Annotated in this window: 18 protein-coding genes; 5 read left to right on the top strand and 13 right to left on the bottom strand. The window is 44.5% G+C overall.

The window, feature by feature from the left end; translation table 11 throughout:
* Nucleotides 1–30 precede the first annotated feature (30 nt).
* From MKY01_RS13400 to MKY01_RS13385, 4 genes are all read right to left on the bottom strand, one after another.
* Nucleotides 31–1,998 carry an AraC family transcriptional regulator gene (locus MKY01_RS13400; RefSeq protein ID WP_282321649.1) on the bottom strand — a complete coding sequence of 656 codons (1,968 nt, stop codon included), beginning with the start codon at nt 1,996–1,998 and terminating at the stop codon, nt 31–33.
* Between the two features lie 288 nt (nt 1,999–2,286).
* Nucleotides 2,287–3,174 carry a membrane protein insertase YidC gene (gene yidC / locus MKY01_RS13395; RefSeq protein ID WP_282321650.1) on the bottom strand — a complete coding sequence of 296 codons (888 nt, stop codon included), beginning with the start codon at nt 3,172–3,174 and terminating at the stop codon, nt 2,287–2,289.
* Nucleotides 3,111–3,461 (bottom strand): hypothetical protein, encoded by a 351-nt coding sequence (locus tag MKY01_RS13390; RefSeq protein ID WP_282321651.1) that lies wholly within the window; start codon nt 3,459–3,461, stop codon nt 3,111–3,113. Before MKY01_RS13390 ends, yidC begins: the two co-directional genes overlap by 64 nt.
* Before the next feature lie 92 nt (nt 3,462–3,553).
* Complete coding sequence (locus MKY01_RS13385; RefSeq protein ID WP_282321652.1) at nt 3,554–5,173, bottom strand: DUF4173 domain-containing protein; 1,620 nt, start codon at nt 5,171–5,173, stop codon at nt 3,554–3,556.
* Between the two features lie 134 nt (nt 5,174–5,307).
* Between MKY01_RS13385 and MKY01_RS13380 the strand changes: the two genes are divergently transcribed.
* Nucleotides 5,308–7,119 (top strand): ABC transporter substrate-binding protein, encoded by a 1,812-nt coding sequence (locus tag MKY01_RS13380; protein WP_339286586.1) that lies wholly within the window; start codon nt 5,308–5,310, stop codon nt 7,117–7,119.
* A gap of 56 nt (nt 7,120–7,175) precedes the next feature.
* Here the strand turns inward: MKY01_RS13380 and MKY01_RS13375 are convergent, their stop codons facing one another.
* The gene (locus MKY01_RS13375) at nt 7,176–8,516 is read right to left on the bottom strand and encodes an FtsW/RodA/SpoVE family cell cycle protein (RefSeq protein WP_339286584.1); all 1,341 of its coding nucleotides are present in this window, start codon (nt 8,514–8,516) and stop codon (nt 7,176–7,178) included.
* Nucleotides 8,513–8,848, bottom strand: coding sequence for a helix-turn-helix transcriptional regulator (locus MKY01_RS13370; protein ID WP_253507921.1), 336 nt, complete (start codon nt 8,846–8,848; stop codon nt 8,513–8,515). Before MKY01_RS13370 ends, MKY01_RS13375 begins: the two co-directional genes overlap by 4 nt.
* Before the next feature lie 277 nt (nt 8,849–9,125).
* Here MKY01_RS13370 and MKY01_RS13365 point away from each other — a divergent pair, with 277 nt between their 5' ends.
* The 4 genes from MKY01_RS13365 to MKY01_RS13350 all read left to right on the top strand — a co-directional run bounded on the left by MKY01_RS13365 (nt 9,126) and on the right by MKY01_RS13350 (nt 15,157).
* On the top strand, nt 9,126–9,710 hold the full coding sequence (locus tag MKY01_RS13365) for an AAA family ATPase (RefSeq protein WP_339286582.1): 585 nt from the start codon (nt 9,126–9,128) through the stop codon (nt 9,708–9,710).
* 310 nt (nt 9,711–10,020) lie between these two features.
* A complete protein-coding gene (locus tag MKY01_RS13360) occupies nt 10,021–12,057 on the top strand; it encodes a serine hydrolase (protein ID WP_339286580.1) in 2,037 nt (678 codons plus the stop codon).
* Nucleotides 12,058–12,443: 386 nt separating this feature from the next.
* The gene (locus MKY01_RS13355) at nt 12,444–14,525 is read left to right on the top strand and encodes an ATP-binding protein (protein ID WP_339286579.1); all 2,082 of its coding nucleotides are present in this window, start codon (nt 12,444–12,446) and stop codon (nt 14,523–14,525) included.
* Nucleotides 14,522–15,157, top strand: a complete 636-nt coding sequence (locus MKY01_RS13350; RefSeq protein ID WP_100528869.1) for a response regulator transcription factor — start codon at nt 14,522–14,524, stop codon at nt 15,155–15,157. Before MKY01_RS13355 ends, MKY01_RS13350 begins: the two co-directional genes overlap by 4 nt.
* Nucleotides 15,158–15,306: 149 nt before the next feature.
* Here the strand turns inward: MKY01_RS13350 and MKY01_RS13345 are convergent, their stop codons facing one another.
* From MKY01_RS13345 to MKY01_RS13315, 7 genes are all read right to left on the bottom strand, one after another.
* The gene (locus tag MKY01_RS13345) at nt 15,307–16,260 is read right to left on the bottom strand and encodes a TIM barrel protein (protein WP_339286577.1); all 954 of its coding nucleotides are present in this window, start codon (nt 16,258–16,260) and stop codon (nt 15,307–15,309) included.
* A gap of 289 nt (nt 16,261–16,549) precedes the next feature.
* Nucleotides 16,550–18,268, bottom strand: coding sequence for a hypothetical protein (locus MKY01_RS13340; RefSeq protein WP_339286575.1), 1,719 nt, complete (start codon nt 18,266–18,268; stop codon nt 16,550–16,552).
* Nucleotides 18,269–18,472: 204 nt separating this feature from the next.
* Complete coding sequence (locus MKY01_RS13335) at nt 18,473–19,345, bottom strand: carbohydrate ABC transporter permease (protein ID WP_339286574.1); 873 nt, start codon at nt 19,343–19,345, stop codon at nt 18,473–18,475.
* Between the two features lie 38 nt (nt 19,346–19,383).
* The gene (locus MKY01_RS13330; protein WP_017688833.1) at nt 19,384–20,286 is read right to left on the bottom strand and encodes an ABC transporter permease subunit; all 903 of its coding nucleotides are present in this window, start codon (nt 20,284–20,286) and stop codon (nt 19,384–19,386) included.
* Between the two features lie 111 nt (nt 20,287–20,397).
* Nucleotides 20,398–21,999 carry an extracellular solute-binding protein gene (locus tag MKY01_RS13325; protein WP_339286573.1) on the bottom strand — a complete coding sequence of 534 codons (1,602 nt, stop codon included), beginning with the start codon at nt 21,997–21,999 and terminating at the stop codon, nt 20,398–20,400.
* A gap of 394 nt (nt 22,000–22,393) precedes the next feature.
* Complete coding sequence (locus tag MKY01_RS13320; RefSeq protein WP_339286572.1) at nt 22,394–22,768, bottom strand: hypothetical protein; 375 nt, start codon at nt 22,766–22,768, stop codon at nt 22,394–22,396.
* A gap of 237 nt (nt 22,769–23,005) precedes the next feature.
* A complete protein-coding gene (locus MKY01_RS13315) occupies nt 23,006–25,249 on the bottom strand; it encodes a helix-turn-helix domain-containing protein (RefSeq protein ID WP_339286570.1) in 2,244 nt (747 codons plus the stop codon).
* Nucleotides 25,250–25,254 lie beyond the last annotated feature (5 nt).

Genomic DNA, 25,254 nt, shown 5'->3' with positions numbered 1-25,254 from the left:
GAGTGCTCAATTAAAATTTCGTTCTAACTCTTATTTAGCTAATGCTAGCAATTGACTAACAATATAATCAATCAATGCACTGGAAGTCATTACGTCGGTGGACCAAGATAGCGAAGAATCTACCTTTACGATCCGATCATGTTGCACAGCAGGTATGGCATTCCACACTGCATTATCAGAAGCAACGTTTCCATCTCCTAAGAAGATCATATAATCCCCAGAGTAAGCGGGTAATACTTCCATGGAGACATCGCCCCAATATTTATCTGCATCGATAATATCCGTTTGGACTTTTGAAGGTGCCTGCAATTGAAGTTCATCGTAAACAAGCTCGCCAACGGCATGCTTGGCTCCAGCTATGTAGTTACTTTTATCACTGAATTCTCCAACCGTAATGGTTACATCGGATAGGCCCGCATTCTGAAAAGCTAGCTTTGCTTCTTCAATTTTTCCGGTATAAGCATTCAAAACATCCTTAGCCTCTTCCTGTTTGTTCAAAACATCGCTAATAAATTGTATCCGCTCTTCTGTAGTCATATCACCATAGGGAACATAAATGGTGGGGGCAATTTTGGATAAATCATCATACGACTCATCACTCCATGCCAAAATGATAAGATCCGGCTCAAGCGTCATGATATCTTCCGGCTCCATGGCTACTTTTATGGAGTCTGTAATCTGGTTAGCATAAACAGGCTCTGTCTCTCCCCGTGCAGCTCTAGCCACACCTAAAGGAGTTACACCTAGGGCTACCACATCACCAACCAAATAATCGACTACAACTCGCTGAGGGTTGTTAGGTACCTCAACATCACCCTTAACTGTGGATATCGTTCTGGTCTGCGAGACTGCTTCTGAAGCTTTTGTCTCCGACCCTTCTTGTTGTGTCGCCTGCTGTGTCTGCGCAGGTGTTGTATTTGCCGTTCCCCCATTATTCGCTGGCGTCCCCGACGTACATGCCGTCAATAAGAGCATCATGCTTATCGCCGCCGCCAAAATCATTTCTTTACTTCTTAATGTTCCAAACATCGTTGATTCCCCATCTCTATAAGACTTGACTAGACTCGCTAGTTCCCTCTCATCGTAAGGGAGATGAGAATCATTATCAATACCATCAACCTGCATGGATAGTGCGTTTATTTTCCGATAATCACTTGGTGTCATCTTGTAATGCTTCTTAAACATGCGGAACAGGTTTTTCTCATCTGTGAAACCAGCTCCTGTTGCGATTTCTTTAACTGTCGCTTCTGTATGTTTTAAGTCATGACAGGCTGCTTCAATCCTTCTCTGAATGAGGTACTCCTGTAAGTTCATCCCTTCCCTTTTTTTGAACAACCGCGTCAATTGTCCACCACTGATCCCAAACATATCAGCAATTTGCTGAAACATGATCGGCTCCCTGTAATGTTTATCGAGATATATCTTGGCAGAACAAGCTGGATCTGGCTGGAGATACCGAATCTCACCACCCTCCAAATCCCTATACACCTCATGAATCAATTGATATAGAAAACTTTTGGCCTGTAGCTGATCCATCGCTTTGCCACGTTTCCAGCCATTCATCATTCGTTGGAACCAATCACGTAACAAGATGGGATTACTTGGCGTATAACCAAACTGTTGAACAAATGGATTTACTTGCTCCAGTAATTGTTGCAGATGTTTCTTGAAAAAGAGAGGTGATTCTGCTCTATAAAACACCATAAAGGTCTTCACCATCTCCTCTTTAGGTGTAATACTGAGCAGGCTCCCCTTCCCGCCGTGAACTAAACCGAAGCGTTCCAGTGCAAATGTGGTTTCATTCAGTTGGATTTGCGCTTCACCCCCATATGCATAGATAAACATGCTACTAGGCATTTTATATTGCTCCAACGGGTATTGTGACGCTACATTCTGAAAGCGTACATCTATTAATGTAATAATCGAACGTGTCCAGATACTGGCCATCATATCAATCATCTCCGGTGTAAATCCCTGTCTTGCTTCTTCCTCTTGCATCTACCCGCACTCCTCGTTTCACTTTTTTCCAATGTATACATCACTCAATAATTGATATTGATTATCAATATCACATTTGATCAGGTAAGTATATATCATTAAGTGATATTGGGGAACAGGCAGTGGACGTTATGCTTTCCATCCGCTTTCGTAAAAAACTAAAAAGGAACACCTGATAGTACAAAAAAGAAGCCTGATCCATATGGATCAGGCTTCTTCATTATGTTTATTGTATTTAACAAGATTACGTAGTCACCATGTTTCTCTTGTCACCTGCGACCAAATTTATTAAGACTTTGCAGGTTTCCGAGAAGGTTTGGCGGAGCTGGATTTTTTATTCTTTTTCTTACTTACTTCCACAACCACAGGCTCCTGTGGGTGTTCCACCGGGTACATTTTACGGAACAATAATGTCTGTAGTACCAGGAACGAACCCCCAACCGTCCAGTAGAGCGGCATCGCTGCCGGAGCTGTAAGAGAAAAGAATGCCATCATCAATGGGGAGAGATAACCCATAATGGCGAACTGTTTTCGCTGCTCAGGCGCCATATTGGCTTGTGATACCTTGGCTTGAATCAGATATATGACCGCGACCACCACAGCGAGTACGTAGTCCGGCGCTCCCAGTTTGAACCACAGGAACGAGTGGGAGGACAACTCCGGTGTAAGTCGGATGGCTGTGTAAATACCTGAAAGTATAGGTAGCTGAATGAGCATCGGCAAGCAACCAATGTTCAGCGGATTGAACTTATGTTTCTTGTATAGCTCCATCGTTTCCTGAGACAGCTTTTGCTTATCAGCAGGATCATTTTTGCCTTCATATTTTTTCTTGAGCGCATCCATCTCGGGTTTCATGGCGTTCATGATGACTCGTGTTCCCTGCTGGGACTTGGCTTGACGCATCATCAAGGGCAACAGTGCTAAACGAATGACCAGCGTAATCACGATAATCGCGACCCCGTAGCTTCCGTTAAATATGGTAGCAATATGCTGAATCAGATACGACAGTGGAAATACAATGTAGTGATTAAAAAATCCCGGTGTCGATGAAGTAATCTCCGACACGTTGTTGCTACATCCGGCAAGCAGCATGACTACAAACAAAATGACAATCAGGCCATAGATCCGTCCCTTGCCCGATCTAAAAGTGAATCCATTGTTAGTCTTATGTTCCATATATATCCTCCTCGTTGATTTGTTGACCAATCGTTCAACGAGGAATGACAATCTGGTTCATCTTCATCGGGCGCTTCTCTTCGTCTAATCATGCGACTCCAGTCTTCCTGTCTATGCTGTCTGTCCAAACACAGGGCGGGAAGTACAGGTTCAAGTCCACCACCGGCGCCACCTTCCATCCAGTACTCTGTCATGCCACAATGAAGATGGGCAATATAGGCATAACTGACGGTGAAGATGAGTCCAATCGAAAATAAATATGGTAATAACTCCTGCAGTTCAAACAAGGGATTCACCCCCTTTATAGGTTAGTTTTTATATTATAACACTTACATATTGTTTTTGCATAAATCTGTACGTGAAAACAACTACTATTCAGCTATTCCGTTCTCAATTTGGACATTTCTAGCTCAGCTCGGTGTCTCGCCACGTTATAAGAAGGCCATGAACGATCTGATGAATCATCGTCCAGGTAGGCTTGACGTTCCAGCATTTCCCTCTTGAGATCCGGATACTCCTCCTGAGCAAACTCTCGAAGCAACGGAACTGCATCTGCCGACAGACTTGCCAGATAGGTTGCATCAATATTGCCAGTCTGATGATAACGTTCTATGTTCAGCTCGGCAATCCGTTTATCCATGCCCACATAATTGACAGCAACATATGCAGTGAGCGCAAGCACAATATACCAGCGGATCAGAGGTATTGATGTGTACCGTATACGAAGGCCAGCAATCAGCAACAGGAGTGCGAGGAAGATCATGAATGCGTGTACCAGGAAGCGGATGTACGTATATCCATATGCCTGCTCATACAGATTTAGGCGCATAAACGCGGAATACAACATAATTGCTGAACAACTGACCAGAATCAGGAGAAGTACCTGATGTACGATGGAACCCGCTTTGCCACTCGAACGGGTATACTGCAAAGCAACAATAAGAATAAAGAAGTTAATACCTGTGACGAGAATTAACTCTGCGAATCCACTTCTCGCATAATCTGCGTAAGACAGATCTACCGGAAGATGCCCCTCTCCTGCACCAAAGAGATACGAAAACTGCACAAGTACAAACAAAACGTACACACAGTTAATGACAATCAGCATCGTCCCCACAATGATGGGGTCCAATCTGAATGGTTCCCGCTGAACCGGAGTGCGTTCGGGCTCGGGTGTAATCTTATTTGTAACCTTACCTTCAGTGGCCGGGTCCACAGGAGAGAATATATAGGTGTGATCACGCTTATCAACCGTGGATACTGCTCCATTTTTCCAATGTGCGTTCACTCTCTTCTCTGCCTCATATTGCATTGGCTGTACAAATCCCCATACATAACCAAACAGCAATACACCTGCGATGACAATCCAGATGATTCTCGGTATCCCTGGAGTAAAAGCCAATTGATTCAGCCACTCCGGAAAACCGGCTAAATACTGATCAAAGACCCCGTCAGCAGAGGACAGTAATGCAACGACAACAATGAGGATAGGCAAGGACGCCACAAGACCAATGAGTACTTTGAAAACAACTGTTTTCTGGGATTTGCCCATGCCACGCCCGCCTGCTCTCACAGCAATAGCAGCAACAGTCCCCCAATGACGTATGGCTTGAGGTAGCAAGTGGTCAATAGCCGTACCAATCAAGCCAATCTCCCACCACTGCTTCTGTTTTCTGCCCATCAGATACGTCATATGTAAGATAACTACGCCAGGTATGACCAGAAAATTAAGAACATACAGCGGTTCATTGTCGTATAACAGAAACGTTAGCGACAACAATAGCACTACAGCCGCTACAAAAGCATCAATGAACTTGAAAGACCTCATGCGATCCCTTGCAAACAGATACATGAACACATAAAAGAGAATTACAAAGATAGGATACGATACGCCAATCTCATTACCATAGAATAAATACTGGTGAATGATCGCCAACATCCATGCAGACAGTAGCGTGATTAGAGCGCGTTGCGGTGAAGCCATTATTTTATCAATCATGGGAAAAACCTCCATTAACCTTTCTATGCTATATTCTAGATGATAAAATAGGAATATAAATAGAAATTAAAATCGACAAAACTTCTTATTTTAGAGGAATACGTCAGAGTTCACCTCCAGGAGGGAATCAACACTTGAAATTACATCAGCAATATCTGCTGTTACATCGTCATTACGGTCACCATACAGAACATGAACTTACACTCGCCGATCTCGCTGAGTTGCTAAATTGTACACACCGCAATACGTTAACGATTGTCAAAAAGATGGTTGCCCATGATTGGATTCGTTGGGTTTCCCAGCGTGGCCGGGGTCGGCGTTCTTCACTGACCTTGCTTGTTCCGGCTGATCAAATCGCCGCAGAATATATGATGCAGGCCATGAATCGCCGGGAGTTACAGGAAGCTGCCGAGCAGGTGAGCGCATTCTCCAGTTCAACAATCATGCAGGATCATCTAAACCAGTGGTTGCTTGGGTATTCAGGACATCATACGGAAGCCGGCACCAATAATGAGCAGATTGATACGCTTCGGTTGCCCCTGCGCCAACAGCTTCATGCGCTTGATCCGCTGTACATTAATCTATTAGCTGAATCCTTTGTTACCAGCCATGTCTTTGACGGGTTGGTTCAGCGGGGTGAACAGGGAGAGATCCTCCCATGTCTCGCTCATACTTGGGATGTCAGTGCAGACCGAAAGACCTGGATCTTTTATTTGCGAAAAGGTATTACATTTCACGATGGTCAGTTGTTGACAGCCCATGATATTGTTCATACGTTTGAACGGTTACAATCTACAGATCGCCGGACACTGTACCGTGATGTAAGTAAACAGATTCTATCTATTGAAGCGGTCGATTCCTTAACCGTGTGTTTCCAGCTTAAAGATCCTCATGAATTGTTTTTGTCCTTCCTGACAACAAGTCGTGCGGCGATTGTACCCTCACCAGGAACAAACGAACATAAGATGAAGCATTCTGGTGATGTGCATGGGATGCAAAAACCTGTTGGGACGGGACCTTTCAAGGTCACCGCCTGGGATGATCACTTGTGCAGACTTGAAGCCTTTTCATCATATTTTCAAGGTAGAGCACATATGGACCGGGTAGATATCCTGCAGATTCCGTGGAGTGCCTCGGCAAAAATGGACGATAGCCAAGATATCGAAACTCCGTTCTTTCATCTTGTTCATAATCCGTCTTCGTCTGAGGGTGCAGACTGGACACAGATTAGTGCAGGTGTGATGGTTCATAAATTACTCACATGTAATACGCAAAAAACCGGACCGTTAAACGATCCGGAAGTAAGAGCACACCTTCAGTCATGCCTTGCTGGAATGTATAGAGATGACGGACATGCAGATGACTCTGAAGTCATGGAGACTGATTTTAGTGCGGTGAATACCGGGATGGTTGACCCGGAAGGGTTTAGAGATATTACTAAACGACTCACTTCGGCTAGTCCCATCTCCCTGCACATTGCAACCATTCCACAATATCGCAGGGATGCTAAAAATCTGGCGTCCATACTGGAGCAGTGCGGTTTCTCTTGTACCGTCCGAACCGCTACGATGGAACAGTTCAAAGGAAATCTGCGGCTGGAATCTGATTTGATTCTCTTCTCTCTCATTCGGGACAGGGATGAAGAACTGCGCAGGTATGATCTTTACTCCACGTTGTCTGAGCATCTGGAAGATTCTACTCGTATAACGATCCATGAGATCTTGCAAACCATCGTTGCCTCTCCCATCGCTGCGGATCGAACTCGTGAATTAGACCGCATTGAGCAATTTTTGGTTGATCAGAATTTACTGTTCCATTTATCCGAAAAACCGGTAGAAACCGCTTATCTGCCTTCGGTACGTGGTCTATCTTTCAACAGCCAGGGCTGGATTAACCTGCGTCATATCTGGTTTCCTTCTGACGCACTAGCACGTCAGTTTGATTAGACATCGTATTATATTACTTTATATACTGGTACCATCTGATCGCGCGTCTTTTAATTTTATTTTGACATTGTCGTGATCGGCTCTCCCTGTTTGCTTCTCAATGAAATAGTATCTTTACGTCGATATACTCCAAGCAGTAAACCCATCATGGCGTATTCTAAGATCACATGAGAACCAAATCCAATAAAAGGGAAAGTAACGCTGACAATCGGAACCTTTCCCGTAGTCATCGCAAGGGAGTAAAGCATTTGCAAAGAAAACATCACCGTAATGCTGAACACGATCATACGACCAAATTCATCGAGTACACGAGGTAGCATTCTCAGCATACTAGCAAGAAACCATACGATTCCAAGCAACAGCAGTATGCCTGCTAACCAACCAAATACATCAATAAGCATTACACCCGGATAGTCCAAATAATACCCTTTAAAGTGATGGTCAAAAGAAGTGTCAGAACCGTTTCCCCACCATCCGGCGGAATGAAGAATATTCATAATTGTTTGGTTATTGTAACCGTTTCCTAACGGATCATTCTGGAGATTCAAAACGACTGAGAGTCTCTCAAACCGCCTATATTCACCTGTCAAAAACAATTGAAATAAAATGACACTTCCCATTATAGTAGTTCCAATGAAAGTAAAAATCCATTTTCGTGTAATCCAGGCAAACATGATGACAGTTGCCGTTCCGAATAGAAATAATCGTACCCAATCTGAAGCTTGAAATAAGCTGAATGATGGCAAAGCCACAAGAAGAATATACGTTGAGACGGATTGTACGTCGAACTTAGTACGCAGCTTATCCAGCATTATCGAACCTATGGCGAGGGGCAATACCCACATGGATATCGTCGTAAGATCAATTGTTAACCCCAATATGCTCCAGAACCGTTGCACGCCATAATTAACCGGGGATACTAGTGGATTAATCCACAACAGGCCCGTGAGTAAAATATATATCCACCAAGCATTCCTTTTCCATTTTCGATAATCAAAATACATCAAAATCACCATCAGTACTAAACCAAAAATAGTGTAGATCACATGACTTATATAAAAGAACTGAGAGGTTTTAACTGCGATATTTGTCGTAAAAATCCACATCAGCAACAGGCTTATGATTAGCAAACTGGCAAGTCCCGTCAACAGCGCCCAATGCATACGGTGGCGATGCAACCGGTGCATACTCTTGCCTACGACAGTAGGATCGCCCATCTGTTCAATGGCATATACAATTGCTTCTTCCTCTGTATAACCTTCTTGTTCTTTATCCAAAATCATCTCTTCCATGTGGTTTCCCAACTCATCACGCAGGTCGTTATGTACTTCGCGAGCTTTAACCTGAACACACATGTGATCAAGATAATGCTGAATTCGCTCATGTCGATTCGTCATGTCAGGCCTCCTTCCCCAAGCACCCGATCCACAGCTCTACGGAACAAATTCCACTCTGCTTTTTTACTTTGTAGGGCCTCCATGCCCTTGTCACGAATTGAATAATATTTCCGTTTACGGCCTTCAACCTCCATCCAGTACGACTCTACCCATCCTTCAATCTCCATGGCATGCAAAATAGGATATAACGTGCCCTCTTTCAGATTAAACACACCCTCGGATTGACGATGTAGTTCCTTAATTAATTCATAACCATACAACGGTCGTTCCTGAAGCAAGTTCAGAATCAATGTTTCGGTACTGCCTTTAATCATTTGTTTGTTAACCTGCAACGCGCTCACTCCTTCCTTTTCAATTCATTTAGCAAGAGTTTTAGATTTCGAAAAATACACTTTTAAAGCTCTTCTTTTCATATACATCGGAAACCTATGCATAGAACAACTAGGTATGATATTACCTTATCCTTCCTTTTCTGTCTAGCCAACAAGCTTCTTTATTTATGTTAAAATAAACAAGTCCTTTCATTTTCTAATGATGAATCTATATATTTGTGTATTTTTCATTTACATATCCTATTTTTTGAATCTAATTAAAGGAGGCATTACATTCATGAGCAAACTAATTTTCTTTCTCGGCGGGGCCGGAAGTGGCAAGACCACCCTTGCCAAAGCCCTTTCCCGTAAACATAAAGCGGCTTTCTTTGATATGGATATTTTGCTTCGTCCCGCGGCTGAGGCGATCATGACCCTTCAGGGACTTGATCCTTCCGACCGAGATTCGCCTGAATACAAAAGGTTGTGCCGTGATCTTGGGTACCGCATTACGATGGACGCCGCTCTGGATAACGTTCAGTTAGGTATCGATAGTATCGTTGTGGGGCCATTTACCAAGGAAATCGGTACCCCTGACTGGATCGAGCAGGAACTTGCACGAATTGGACATACCCTGGATGATACGGATGTGCGTGTGGCCTATATTTATCTTGAGAATGAAGCGTTGTATCACAAACGAATCTCAGCAAGACAATCCCCACTAGATGAATGGAAGTTAGCCAACTGGGATGCCTTCACAGCTTCTCTCGTCCGTAAAGAAGTAGCTTGGCCCCTCCCTGCTTCATCCGTCGCTTATATTGATAATTCAAGTGATGATCCTGCGATTGCCTATGCTGAACTTGAACGACGGATGTACGAGTAGTTTTATAAAATCTACTTCCCAATTCCTTTGCACGATGTCGCTTTGCATGGAAAATAAAAAGACGAAACAAAAAGAGGTATTTGTCGAGACCCCCATTGGGTCCATCATGACAAATACCTCTTTTCATATATTTAAGATCATTCAAAACTTACTCTTCATCCTCAACAATTGCGGGATCACGCAAAAAGGTTTGCGGAAGTCCTGCCATAATAAGTGCGTACTACGGAATCGCCATTACATTCAAACTGATAGATTATAGATGTACTTAAATGTAAGAGAACGAACATATCTCAACTCAAAGGAGAATTTCATGAAATCTCACGTAGCAACATGTCCAACTCAACAACAACAGAGCTACAAATCAAATCCTAATTGGAAACGTGCCGTAGCCAACATCCTCCTGGTTGCATCTCTGAGTTTCACCACAATAACCAGTGTATCGGCAGAGAGCAGCCTCCCTCTTCCTCAGGTAAGCCCTCAGGAAACTGAATCGTTCATCAATCAATTCTTCGCCCAACCTGAAGTGAAGTCTGCTCTGAAAGGTGCCGTAGTTACCGTTGTTCACGATCAACAGATCGTTTTGAATAAAGGATATGGTTATGCCAATGTGGAAAAACAAATCCCAGTCGACGCCGACTCTACTCTATTCCGTGTAGCCTCCATCTCCAAAACGCTGACAGCAACCGCTATTATGCAATTGGCAGAGCAAGGTAAAGTAAAACTTAATCAGGATATCAGCGCATACACAGACGCTTTGCATCTGACCAACCACACCGGAACAGCGTTAACATTGGAACATCTGATGACCCACACCAGCGGGTTTGATTTTACAGATGCAGCAGCTATACCCAGGGAGTTGAATCATTCTTATCCGCTTGAGCAATTCATCCAGGACAACAAACCGTCCGTTGTTCGCAATCCAGGAGAAGTTTTCCGTTACGACAACTACGGTTATGCACTCTTGGGCTACATCGTTCAGAAACAGTCCAAACTTCCGTTTGAGACTTATGTACAACAGCATATATTCAACTCTCTTCATATGTCGGATAGCCATTTTACACTAAGCAAAGACACACTGAGTAAACTCGCAACTCCTTATGGCGCTGAAGGACAGGAACTTCCGCAATATCCCAATGTACCGAACAGCTCCCCTGAGGGCGGATTAATTACGACTGGACGGGATATGGCTCACTTTATGCTTGCGCAGCTCAATCAAGGTTCGTACCAGGGTGCACGTATACTCGAACCGTCATCCGTCCAAGCGATGCAAACGTTGGATGTGTCCATACACCCGGATATACCTGGCACAGGTTACGGATTCGAATCCACCTATTCGCAGTATAATCATGGACGGAAAGTCGTGAGTAAAGCAGGCGATCTGGACGGATTCCATTCCAATCTGTGGCTGTTGCCTAACGAGAAGACTGGACTATTTATCGTCTCCAACAGTGATGGACCAGATGTGCGAGAAGCGCTTTTTCAAGCATTTATGGATCATTTTTATCCAAACAACGAGACGCATTATAGTGATTATAGCGTACCCAAGTCTTCACTCCGTACCTATGAGGGACTATATCGGGATATCCGTTTGCCCGCATGGTTATATGATATTTCAGCAACAGAGACAGGGCTTCAGGTTATAGATGCTTATGGCACTCACACTTTAACACCCGTTAAGGACATGTTGTTCATGGATGAGGACGGCAAGCTTGCTGGTTTCAAAAAAAATCAGTCCGGTGAAATCACATATTTCTATTACAACAAGTCAGATAGCTGGTCCGAGAAATTGCCAGAAGCCAGACCTTATGAAGATGTGCCAGAAAACCATCCCTATGCTCCGTACATCTATCGTTTAACACAAATTGGCCTGTATCCACAGGATCAATCCCTATTTGAACCAGAGAAGCCAGTAAGTCGTGGGGAGTTTGTAACACAGGTTGTGGGGATAAGTGGAATGTCTATTTCAGCTCAATCACCAACATTTAAAGATACCCAATCAAGTCCCTATGCCGCCTACATTCAAACCGCTCTTGAACTGGGCATTGTGCAAGGTAATACCCGTGGATTGTTCCATCCTGACCAAGCCATAACAAGGCAAGAGGCCGCGGTGATCATATCGAGAACGGCACAACAACTCCTTGGCGCACCTGCCGTAACTGCCGATCTCATCGGTTCACAGGATCGCTGGGCTGAAGAAGGTGTCCAGTTTGTAGTTGCTCTAGGTCTCTACGGTCCTGAAGTATCTGTATCCAGCACCGGTGCTGTGGATTATAGATCGAAGCAGCCTATGCTCAGGCAGGAATCATCAGTTTTGATGTACAAAATGTTAGGCACTCTGCTACATTAACATAGAGTGATGCTCGGCAAGCCATGTCATTGCTACATGGCTTGTTTTTCCACTTCATTTTACCAATGATGCATTTTATAAGAACGGATGATTTTACCATGCGACTAGGACTCTCATTACATAGATTCATGAAAACTAAATTTAATATCGTGTGGTTTGTAACGATGTTGTGCTTTATACTGACAGCCACGTATATCCATATCTCTTCATTTATGAATCCTTATATCGGACTTTCGTTGACACCAAATGCCTCCAATTCTTGGGCAGTACATGATGTAGATTCGCAAGGTTTAGCATATGCATCCGGGATTAGATCAGGTGACACCGTTATCTCCTTGGAACCCAAAAGAGAAGTCCGGTTACTCCATCAAAAAGGTGTATTCTTAGTGACTGAAGCCTACACCATCGGCGTTGAGAATTCTCACGGTCAGGCATCCGAACATACCATGAAGCCTGGACCACGTGAATGGTTCAACATCGGCTTCTCATCCATAGTAGAATTATTGCTATTGTTGACCGGAACCTATGCCTTGTTTAGCCAACCCGGTTCACGAGTGATGCGTCTGTTCTACCTCCTTAACCTGTCCATGGCCATATGTATACTGACGATATACACTTCCCAGTTGCCTTTATCCAATTATATTTTGGCCTTTTGTGCGGCATGGTTACCTTACTGTCTAACTGCTTTTTATGTGTCTTTTGTATTCCGTACCCGTCTGCATCGTTTTCGATGGTTATTAATCATCAGCAGATGTATTGCGATTGCCTACTCTACTGGCCTTGCCTTTCTGTACATCAAGCAGTGGATGATGACCGATATTCAGATCAATCAAGGCATTACTACCGTCAGTACTCCTGTTGCACCGTCTGGTCCAACCAATCTGCTCAACTTTATTCTTTGTGCAACCCTTCTGATCTTAATCTGGATGACATGGGTTAATCGTAAAAGCTACAATCGCAAGGAGCAGAACCAGCTATTGCTCATGTTAACAGGAATTATTGTCAGCCTGATTCCCTTCATCATCTGTTTTGCTATTCCAACCCTGCTTCAAGGTGAACCGTTATTGCCTGTAGAGTACACATTAATTGGATTTCTGCCTTTATCATGGATGTTCACTTATGTACTTGTACAACGGAGTATGCTTGACCTCAAACTGGTTATGCCAAGATTGATGATTCATGGACTATATGCTTTAATCGTTTTTTTACTGTTTCTGGCCGCCTCTCACCTGCATTCGTTAATTCATATCAGCTTGCTGTTTGTCTCGTTTTTGCTGATCACTTGGGTGTATCAGTACACGCTCACACGCTCACGCAAGAAAAACAAACTTAACAAAGACTGGTTGGAACACCAGCAACTCCGGTTGACTGTGCGAATGGCTGAGCAGCAAAACATGCGGGACATGATTCACGTGTTTGCCGAGATGTTCCACAAGATGCTGGATATTGAAGGTGTAATTGTCATATGGATTGATGATAAGCACAGATATTCTCAGGAAGGTACAGGGGTTTTTGCTTCCATTCAGAATATCGATATTCAGGCGTTGGATATTGAAGTTTTACGACAGAAAGTTGATTTGGCGCAGGTTTGGGAGCTGTCAGGTGAACCCACCACGGAGACGATAGGATTTCTGGGCATTGGTCACAAAGAAAATCGCACCCTTTTTTCAGCAGAAGAGCAGGATATCATTGATAAAGGCAGGCTGGAAGCAATTCGAATGCTCGTCAATGGCAGACTCTTATCCGATCTGCAGAAGCGATATGAATACCGTGTAGACCAGACAGCTCTTCATGAACACCAGATACGCCGTCATCGGCAGTTCAATGATATTATGATGGAAGCCCAACAGGCAGAGCGTATGAAAACCTCTTATTTCCTTCATGACCAACTGCTTCAAAACCTGATTTTCCTGTCTCGTGATTTGGAGGAATTACACGATACCGGAGAGACGCATAAGGATCAAACGGCTGTTTGGCTGGAGTGCCTGTATGCTTCCCAGAGAGATATACGTCAATTATGTGATGATCTCTACCCTCATATTATGGATCGAAGTGATCTCGAGGAAGCGTTGCAATGGCTCATCCGTACACTTCAAATACAAAGTGGCATCAGAATGGAACTAAACTACAACGCCCTCTCTGAAGAGTTGAAGCACGAACCTCTGAAGTCCACCGTCTTTCGGACGATCCGTGAACTCATTATGAATGTGATGAAGCATGCACAGGCGTCGTTTTGCTCCATTCAGGTACATACAAGGGATACTGACTTGATTCTACAAGTAGAGGATGACGGCTTGGGGTTTAATGTTCATACCACATTTGATACTGCAACAGGGCACTTCGGTTTGATATCCATACAAAGCAGCATTCAGCATCTCGGTGGAGAATTCACCATACATTCCAGCCTTGGCAAAGGAACCTCAATCAACATCCGTTTGCCTTTAACCAAAGGAGCAACTGAACAATGAGCGAACCCATTACAGTCGTACTGCTTGATGATCACCCCCTGGTCATGGAAGGTCTCAACAACCGCTTAAACCGCGAACCCGGCATAGATGTACTGAAAACATTCAGCGATCCATTGCTTTTTTTATCCGAAGTAGAGGCGTTGCGACCAGATGTTGTTGTGATGGATATCCGCATGCCCCAGCTTGACGGGTTCGAGGTTGTGAGAAGATTGAAAGATCAATACGGGTTATCCGTCAAAATTATATTGTTATCCGGATACAACTATCACGAATTCCAGTTAAAAGCTTATGATCTGGGCGTTCATGCCTACTTGTCGAAACAAGCAACGTATGGACAGATTATCAACGCCATTCACCAAAGTATGTTGGGACATGTTCTTATTCCAGAGACCATGTTATCCCCTAATCTGGAGGAATCACTCACAGCAACTGAACGGGAAGTGCTTAACCGCATTGCACTGGAGATGACCAATAAGGAGATCGCACAGGATCTGGCGATCAGTCAGCGTACAGTGGAGTATCATATAACCTCTATTACACAGAAATTTGGTGTGAAGTCCAGAATCGGGGCTGTAGTCAAAGGCTATCAGGCAGGGATTCTCGGTGACGTAACACTCCCTGAGAAACGGTAAAAACATGTACCCGTTTAAAAGAACAATAAAAGAGCAGTAGAACACCCTCTAACGCAACCTGAGGTTTGTTCTGAACCGCTCTATTTGTTGATTTACTTTACTATGAGGTTTTCCTATAAGGAGCATTCATGCTTGATACGTCTGCTCCTTTACCCGCGCTGACGTTCAGCAATACGAGCCGTGATTATTCCATGACTCTCATCAATCTCTTCCGGTGTGCACGCGGCTTTCAGCTCATATACTTTCACTGGCGAACGTTCAATGATATCCAAAAATGAATCAAAAAAGGTCATGTCTTTGCTATGAATGTATGGACACCAATGATCTGCCAACCCTACGGTTTCATGAATATGCACGCCAACCACGTGATCAATCAACGCGTTAGCCTGACGTACATTATCGTACAGCCCCATTCGATCCATCATCATGCCGTGACCAATATCGTACCAAAGACCAAGCGGTGCGCCCTTCATTTGTCCAATAATCGTTCCCGCTTCGTTCAAAGTCGGCATCTGATAACAGCGTGAACGGGTCTCAATACCGAAATTCACCCCGTATCCCCGCTGCTCCGACAAGTTACATACCTCTTCCAGACTCTCCTGAATAAAGCTCAGGTAATGTGCGCTGCCATCTTCCCGCTTCTCCAGCATCTCTTGCCATAAAGATTGATATGCCGGTGAATCCGGTCCTTGATCGTGGTATATCTTTTTCAACGCTTCATCTATATTGTATTCAAACGGAACCTCACCGGGATGTACAACGACAGCCTTGGCCCCATAACGATGTGCGTACTCGGCTGAGCGAAGTAACAGCTCAATCGCCCGTTTGCGGCGCGGCTCATCATCGAACCCAAGCAGGACGGAATCCGTCCCGTAGTCGGGATCAGCCACATGCGGGAATGTATTATGCACACTGGATACACCGATCTCACTCCGTTCAATCATCGGTTCTATCGTCTGCAGCATCTCTTCCGTAACGTTATAATTCAGCTCAACTTGTTTGAATCCAAGAGACTTGATCTCCTCGATCATGCCTTGTCCGGTCGTATGACGTTTGATATTCCAACATGTTGAGAACGAATATTCTTGTTTGTCTGTGTACATACTTGGTCCTCCTGTCTCTCATTCTATCGCCCATTCATATTCCATTTATCTCTATCTATATAAGTTGAACCAATACACTTTATACTAGATCACTCCAATTGCAGTACCATCTTCTGATCGCTGTTATCCCCAGATTTTTTTGATCCCCTTCTCCAAAGGGAAAAATCCGGTGATAGCTTATGCTTCCGATGCAGCTTTCTTGCAGAAAGCTTTCAGGCGAACGCTCCGCTTCTTCAGATCGGTTCTGCACTCTTCGTTCTCGTGTAAATGTTCAGTTCATCTTATATACCTATTTATTCCTCAATCCGTTGTCTTCACGGAGGGTGAGTTCAAATCTCATCTTGTTTGCCGTCTTTCCAGGCACATAACGATAGATGATCTCCGCATGATTCACGTACATTAACACGGATGGTTCAGGTGCTTCAGCCTTCACGGTACACGTAAGTCCCGGGAACTGCCATAACGCTGGTGTAATATCCTGCTGACGAAGGGATGGCCCTCTGATTTCAAAATAAACGTCGATCTCTTCCGCCGTATCCAGCTCCACATCAATGGTTAACGAATCTGGCGTGAGGTCCGCATCAAACGTTATTCCGCGCAGATGGCTGTTCCACCCCTCGCCTACCTCACGGCGGATCAAGCGAAGATAATAACGTTCCCCCGTCTCTGTCTGCCAGTGGATCGTAGCTGGATGCATCTGTCCATTCGTATTCACACTTCCCGACATGGCCCCGATCATCCGATCTTCACCGATCCAAGCTTTGGCTGTACACAGATTCCGATTGGACGTTGGATCATTGCGCTCACACAGTTCCATGAACCGTTTCTGCACAAGCCGATCTTCTTGATGAGCCTTGAAATACGGCACGGCTTCAGCGGGCACATCCACCCCAAGGAGCGCAATCATTGGATCATGGCCTGACTCACAGTTGATTCCTGCCAGATATTCATACCCTTCTCCAAGCAAAAGATAGATAAATACACCGATTGAACTATGCTCTCGCATCTCCATGTCGTACGCCCGGGAGAACGGGCCGGAGAGATTCTCCAGATTGGCATTGTAATATAGCGCAATGTTATTCCACAGCCCATGTTCAATCCGGTGTCCAATGTCGATCAAACGTTCCGTGAGTCCATACTTTCGATACATGCCAAGCACGGACAGATCAACCCCGTAATACGTTGTCGTATTGAATTCCGCGAATGTACCACAGTACTGTTCAAACTCCTTCATCAATCCCTCCGCTTGTTCATCCGAATGCTGAACCCATTCTGTTCGGTTCAAGCGATGGCCGTAGTAGTGGGTGATGAAAATATGCATCAACTCAATATTCGTGTTCATTGGAATTACGTCGGATAACCTGCGTTCTATTGACCCTTGAACAGCCAACTCCATCGCATGGTCCATCCGTTTCATGAGTGTCTCCGGCAGTAGTTCGGCGAATTCGGCAGTTACGACCACACAGACACAAGCGATAAACTCGCGCCAGTTGGGATCATAACTGATCCACACTGGTGGCAGAACCTGATTCACTGCCGAATGAAAAAGGTGTTTCAGTTGTTTGGGGTCTACTGCCTCTGTGAGCAGAGAACCCTCTTCCTGTAGTTTATGGATAAACTGCGCAGACACCTTCTCAAAGGTGCGTTCCAGGAAATAAGCCGTGCCTGGCGCAAAAGATTTCCAAGCATAGTGACCCGCTGGTGGATGCACATCAGTTGGTCGGGTCGCGAAGGTTCCGTGATAGATCTCATCCGGAGCGTCATATTGAACATCGAGCACCTTGTGGAACACTCGTATCGCGCGTTTCACATCACCAGGCTCATTTCGAATTAACAACCCGAGCGCATAATGTGCACTGGCTCGTGTACTGTGCTGCGATGAATCCTCTTCTTCGAAACTACGAAGCAGATCCATTTCCTTGTCATAGAAGCTATCCATCATCAACATGGACTGATTTACAAGATACTGTTGCTCTTTCGACATCTTCTCTACCCTTCGTTGTGTCATGTCATGGACCTCCCGAGACTATAGGTGTGTGTTCAAAAAGATCAGTTTTCAGTACCAAGAAGATGGAATTAAGCTAGAAATGGAGTAGCGGAGCGTAGGACAACTACGTGAGCAACGGACATTTCGGCTAAATTTCATATTCGATGCTGATGATGCCACTAGGCATCATTCGTAATCAAAAGTGAACTTTTTGAACAACCTCTATTAACCTTTTACAGCACCTACCATTACGCCACTGATAAAGTACCGCTGCAACCACGGATACACAAGCAGGATCGGTAACGTTGAGAATATAACGCTGGCTGCTTTCAGACTCTCAGGCAGGACTTGAACAGCACCAATACCTTCGTTCTGCATCAGTTCTGTAATCTGGTTTTGCTGAATCATCTGATACAATTTCAATTGCAAAGGGTATAGTTCAGGCTTCGTAATATACATGAGTGCATCCTGGAAACCATTCCACCGTCCTACCGCGTAGAATAGGCTCAGTGTCGCCATAACTGGAAGGGATAGTGGCAAGATAATGCGCATAAGTGTTCCAAAGTGGCTGCTTCCATCAATGCCTGCTGCTTCTTCTAGACTTTCGGGAATACCTCTGAAGAAGGTAATGAGGATAATCATATAAAACGGACTAATCAATCCAGGCAGAATAAGTCCCCATGTGCTATCGAGTAGATGTAGATTTTTGATCAGAATGTACTCGGGGATAATGCCGCCACTGAAAAACATCGTCACCACAATGACAAGCATGAACCACTTGCGCCCTTTCAGATTGCTCTTCGCCAGTGGATAAGCTGCTGCAATGGTCATCACCATGCTTAGCACCGTACTCAGGACGGTCAGCCAAATGGTATAGATGAGGGAACGAATCATTGATCCATCTGCAAATACCTTGGTATACGCCTCAAAGGACAATTCTTTTGGGAAAAAGGAAATTTCTCCTGAACCGATCGCCCGGTTGGAACTGAGGGAGATCGCAATAATATGAATGAATGGTGCAAGACACACCACCATCGTAATGATAATAAGAATGACGTTTACCGTGTTGAATATTCGATTCGCCGTGTTTTCAGACATCTCACTCACTCCTTACAGATCATATGTGAATCAATCCACTACATAATGCTCTCATCGGTTAATTTCTTGGACGTATAGTTCGCTCCGAGTATGAAGACAAGTCCAACTAATGCCTGGAACAAACCTACAGCTGTTGCGAGCGTAACCTGACCAGATTGTAAACCGACACGATAGACAAATGTGCTGAGCACATCCGAGTATTCACGTACAGCCACGTTACCGATAATAAACGGTCGGTCGAAGCCGATAGAGATCATGTTGCCGACATTGATGATCAATAAGGTAACAATCGTTGTTTTGATGCCTGGCAAGGAGATATGCCAGATTCTGCGTAACCGACTTGCTCCATCTACTTCTGCCGCTTCATACAGCTCCCGGTTAATCCCTGTCAAGGATGCCAGATACAGAATCGTACCCCAGCCTGCACTTTGCCAAACGCCTACCGCAAGATACGTAAAGAGCCAATAGTTTTTGTCTGAAAGGAAAGGTAATGGATCAAATCCCATGCTCATTAAGATATTGTTAATGAAACCAGATTGTGTACCGAATACCTGAAGTACGATCCCTCCAATAATGACCCACGAAATAAAGTGAGGAATGTACAGTAAAGTCTGTGCCAACTTTTTGAACCAGGCCTTCTTCAGCTCGAACAATAAGATGGCTAATATAAGTGGTGCCGGGAAGGAGACCAGTAGATCCAGCATGTTAAGCACTAACGTGTTGCGTAATGCCGTATAGAATCCCTGATTTTGAAACACTTCTCTGAATGCATCCAAGCCAATCCACTCACTACCGGCGATCCCTTGAAAGAAGTTAAAGTCCTTGAACGCAATCTGCACGCCATACATTGGCCCATACTTGAAAATAATGAAGTAGATCATGGGCAGTAGGAGCAACGCATATAGTTGCCAGTTTCTGCGGAAATAGATGCTTGTTTTCATATACCTTCCCCCCATGTCAATCAGGATTCTTCATCAAGGCGATGTTACCATCACCCTAATGAAATCCCTGTTCTTTGTTGTCATACACATTAGATGTGATCTCTACTCTACTTATTTCATCGCTTTGTAAGCTTCTGTACGTTCATCCAGGATTGCTTGACCACCGCTCGCCATGTAATCCTTCATCATGCTGTCATACGTAGCTTCAAAATCAGCGGGTTTGGAAATGGTTGTTTTCACGAAAAACTCCATAAACTTGTCTTTCAAGCCGTTACCGTAACGTGCTTCTGCGTCAATCGGTTTGGAGAAACGTACCGGTTGAATGGTGTCCGTGTTAGAGATCGCTACCGACTTGCGCATATCATCCCGATACTTCGACTCTACCTGTACGACATAAGCCTCTTCATTTTTCTTGTCATCTCCAACGTATTTACCATTGACGATAATGGCAATGTCACCGGAATTATAGATACGACCTGCGATTTCAGGAGAAGCATCATCTTTGATCAGTGGAACTCCATCCACGAGCTCATAGTTCTCATTTTCAACACCGAATTGCAGATCGAACAGGTTGTTGCCCGAAGCCATCCAATCCAGATACTTCATCGCGGCTTCCGCATTTTTGCTCGATTTCGGGATCATGACATACATCGCATTGGGTGCATATGCCGGTTTGGCGAATTTGCCCTCGGAGTTTTTGAATGCATCAATCGGTGTCATCACTGCACCAGGTTGATTGGTTTGCAGGTTTTTGTACGTACCGGAGATATAAATCTCCCCTGCATCCTCGGTGTAGAATCCAACTTTGCCGTTAGATACATCTTCCCACAGCTTTTTCTTGTCTTTGTCGAGTCCAAAATCCTTGCTCATTAATCCTTCATTATATAGTGTGTTCATATATTTCAGAGCGTCCTTGAAACCAGGCAACAACGTTGGATAGTCATTGGAACCCAGTTGTTGCGTTAATGTATATTTCTGTTCTTCCGTCAGCGGTTCAATGAATGACCAGATCAGTGGTTCATTTTGAGCCGAGGCAATGGACATCCCCATAGGAATAAGTCCTGTGCCAACCTTACCCGGATCTTTTTCCTTAAAGGCTTTCAGTGTTGTATGCAGCTCCTCAGCTGTCTCAGGGGAAGGCAATCCGAGTGCATCCAGCCAGTCCTGACGAACATAGGATGCGTACTTGCCAAGTACAAGACGTTTACCTGGAACCGCGAACTGTTGTCCATCGTATTGACCGTAGGCCAGCGTTTCATCTCCCAGGAACTTCTTCAGGTTAGGACCACTTTGATTGATCAGATCCGTAAGTTCGGTCAGACCTCCTTGCTCTGCATACCGGTTGAATGTTCCCGAATCGTAGGTAAAGACGATATCAGGTACTTCAGAGCCACTCGCCATCAGAACGTTAAGTTTCTGTACTTCCTCCGAGCGTGGTACTGGAACAAACTGAACATCGATGTTGTTTGGATCACCAAACTTCTCTTGAATGAAGCGAGTCAGATAACTGTCCGAAATGGTGTAGCCCGCCGGATTGTTTCCCCGATCGAAGATTTCTACTTTCAAAGTTGTTTTTTCCCCCGAACCCGACTCTCCAGATGAAGATGTTGATTCGCTTCCCGACGAACATGCAGATAATAATAGAGTGAATGCTGTTACCACTGCGAGGATTGAACTTGCCTTGCCTGCCTTACGTCTTTGAAATAATCTCATTTGACCTTTCCCCTTTCGCACACTCTCTGAATGGATTCACATGATTGCCACTCCACTTTGTTCATCCCATTTTGTTGCACCTGTGAATGTCACTAATCATTACATGAGATCTGATATTTAGACAATAAACTATTTTCAAAATGTGAAATTCACGTTTTTTAAGTTAAATACCGCGATATATAAACATATTTCCTGACAATATACAATTTTCACACCTTTAATGTTAACTATAATAACATATTGTGTTGCATTAATTTTGATTTCTCATAGACAATCTGGCATCACCCATCTTGCAATAATCTTTTTTCCATTAAATCTCTCTTCAAAAAATGAAAAAGAGACCACATCTTATGTGATCTCCTTGTTTAGCAACACGTGTAGAACGATTCCACGACTAATTCCTCGGCGGAAGATTAAACTTCACTTGACCAAACAACGTATCGATGGCATTTCCCGCAAATTGATCGATAACATGTTCGTTGCTTGTGTCCGTATGTTCCAAAATCAATACATTATACTTCTCATCATAATGCATTCCGCCCAAAATAAATCGTACTGGAATGTTCTGAGCTGCCCCTGCCTTCGAAATGACCTGAATAAGTTCGGATTCATGCCTTTGTTGACTTGTCGTGTAGGTACCAACAGGTATAGTTATCGTATAAGACGAGTCATCTACATGAAATGTAAATGTGTTGTTGCTTGCTGTAATGGTAACCCGTTTACTGATATCTACCGATCCCCACACTTGCTGTCCGTGTTTGTACACCATCTTCACTCCTGCCCTATTAATCTATGAATTGTCATACTGCTAGTATAGGACATTCGTAAAATTCCTTAACAACATATCAGCCACACTGGCCTAAGATCGTGGTTGAACAGCCAAAAAATCTCCTGTAAAGGACGATAAGGGACAAAACCTTATTGCCTCATACAGGAGATTTCATAGATATCTCTAGGATTATTGGATTTTACCCGATACTCGGATGTTCTAACACGTGCAATTCCGTTATTGATCCCCTTGTTTTCCACTCCGCTTGCGATAGTCCCCTGGTGTCACGCCCATAATCCGTTTGAATACCCTGCCGAAGGAAATTGCATTGGCGTATCCCACTTGAAGAGCAATATCCTGAACAGCCATATCGGATGCAGACAACAGACGACAGGCCTTTTCGACCCTCAGTTTCACCAGAAAATCAACAAACTTCATCTCAAACTCTTCCTTGAACAAATAACTCGCATATTTGCCCGAGATTTGGAACCGATCACTCAGATGTTTCAGCGACAGATCCGGATCATCAAAATGCTCTTCAATATATATCCGCAGCTCGTTGATCATCGCGCGATGACTTTTCGTTTCATTCACAGATACATAATTGCGATAAACCTCTTTAAGCCACTCCTGCAAAATCTCTTGAATCCCCTCCAGTGTCTCCACCTGCTGGATATCACTGCGAAGACGAGTCAGGATTTCCTCGGCAAATTGGCTTTGCAACCGCTCAGACAGCTCCCCGAATTCACGGGACAACATCTGGATTAACGCCTGCAGCAACATGCGAATATCGTTATCTGTAATCTGATCTTCATTAAACGCAACAAACATCTGATCCAGCTGCGTTCGCCAACCATCGCCGGTTAGTCTGAATTCACGGACAAAGTCTGCGAGCATCTGCAAATACTTGTACGATTGCAGCTCAATACGATCCGGCAGTTGCTCACTGAGAACGATCGCATCTTTACCAAGGGTAAGTCTATGCTGCAAACCCGCATCTGCACTCGCATAGGAACGAGTAATCTCCTCCCAGCCCGGTACGGTTCGTCCAATCCCGAACGTAAACCGTAGGCGGAAGTTTTCCGCAATCCACATATGCATCTGCTTAGCCAGATCCATAAGTAATTCACGGTCCAGTCCTTCCTGCTCATCCGATGCAATCATCACAATAAGCCTGCGGTTCCCAAACCATTCAGCCCAACCGCCGAACTGGGTCTCATTCTGCACAAGTTCTTCCACTACATTCATGAGCGCAATCTTCAGAATATTCTGATTGGTCGAGAGATCGTCACCATTCATCTCCGCAATGAGGACAGCAACACTCTTCGGTTCCATGAATCGTTCCTCTAGCGGTTGCAGATGGCGAAGTCGCTGACGGAACGAATCCATCCGCTCTCCTTCCATCAGATCAACAAGCAACTGTCTGCGATGAATCAGCAAGTTTTCATGATGTTGTTTCTCATAGTCAACCGTTTGAGCAATCAGATGTTCCAGCGCACGGTCGATGAGTGCCAGTTCATCTTTGACGGATGGAGTTGCTTCATTCTCCTCGGCACGTGGCTGTAACGCCTGAATTCGATTCATGATCAGCTGGATGGGGCGTGTATTTCTGCGAGTAATGTAGATTAGTCCCGCCACCGCACCAACAATCGTTAATAAACCAATACCGATCCACACATAAGAAACAAGGGATACCCATGAATACAGCTGTCCGGATTGAATACCACTCTCGAAGACCAGACCAAGCTTGTCCGCAGTCACACGATTAAGGATTTCACCTGCTGAAGGGTCCATTTGATGCGCGGTATAGATCAGATTGTCGCTCTTATCCCGAACCTGAAGAACAGATAACTTTTCATTGGTCATGTTATCAATCTGCCGTTCCACTGCATACATGCGGATGGTAATGACGAGCAGTCCTTCCCCGCCCCACGGTAACGGAAGCCACTTATTCATGCTAATCACCTGTGAAGGTACGTCGAAGGAACGTTCCTTATAATCACGTGGCAGGTTCCAACCGAGGTACTCCCGATCTTTCAAGGCTTGCTCAATATAGGCACGATCTTCGAAATCTTCCAAACGCATCATGCCTCTGGGCGTAAGAATCTGGGAATCGGACATACGATAGAGATAAATGGATTGAATCATATCCTGCTGATCCAGCATACGTCCCAGCCCACTTGCTGCATCATAGATGAATTGACTCGATAATTGTCCCTGTTCAGCTTCCAGAAAGCGACTGTATGTTTTGTTCGCACCAATGTCTTCAAGCAAGCGAAGTTCAATGTCGCTTAGTGAGCGCTCCAGTGTATCCACGATATAGCGGGTGGAGATCATGTCAGCTTTTTGTGTTTCGTTACGTGAGAGTTCGTTGACAATCAGGAAGGAGAGAAAGATCAGAATGGAAATCGTAAGCAGAAAAATAGGAAAATACGAATACATCAACTTGGTGTGCCAATTCCGCTTCAGATTTACTTTCATAGGCT

The organism is Paenibacillus sp. FSL R5-0486 (genome assembly GCF_037975155.1).
Lineage (GTDB): Bacteria > Bacillota > Bacilli > Paenibacillales > Paenibacillaceae > Paenibacillus > Paenibacillus amylolyticus.
Note: the sequence above shows the minus strand (reverse complement) of the source record. Positions and strands in the feature narration are given on the sequence as shown.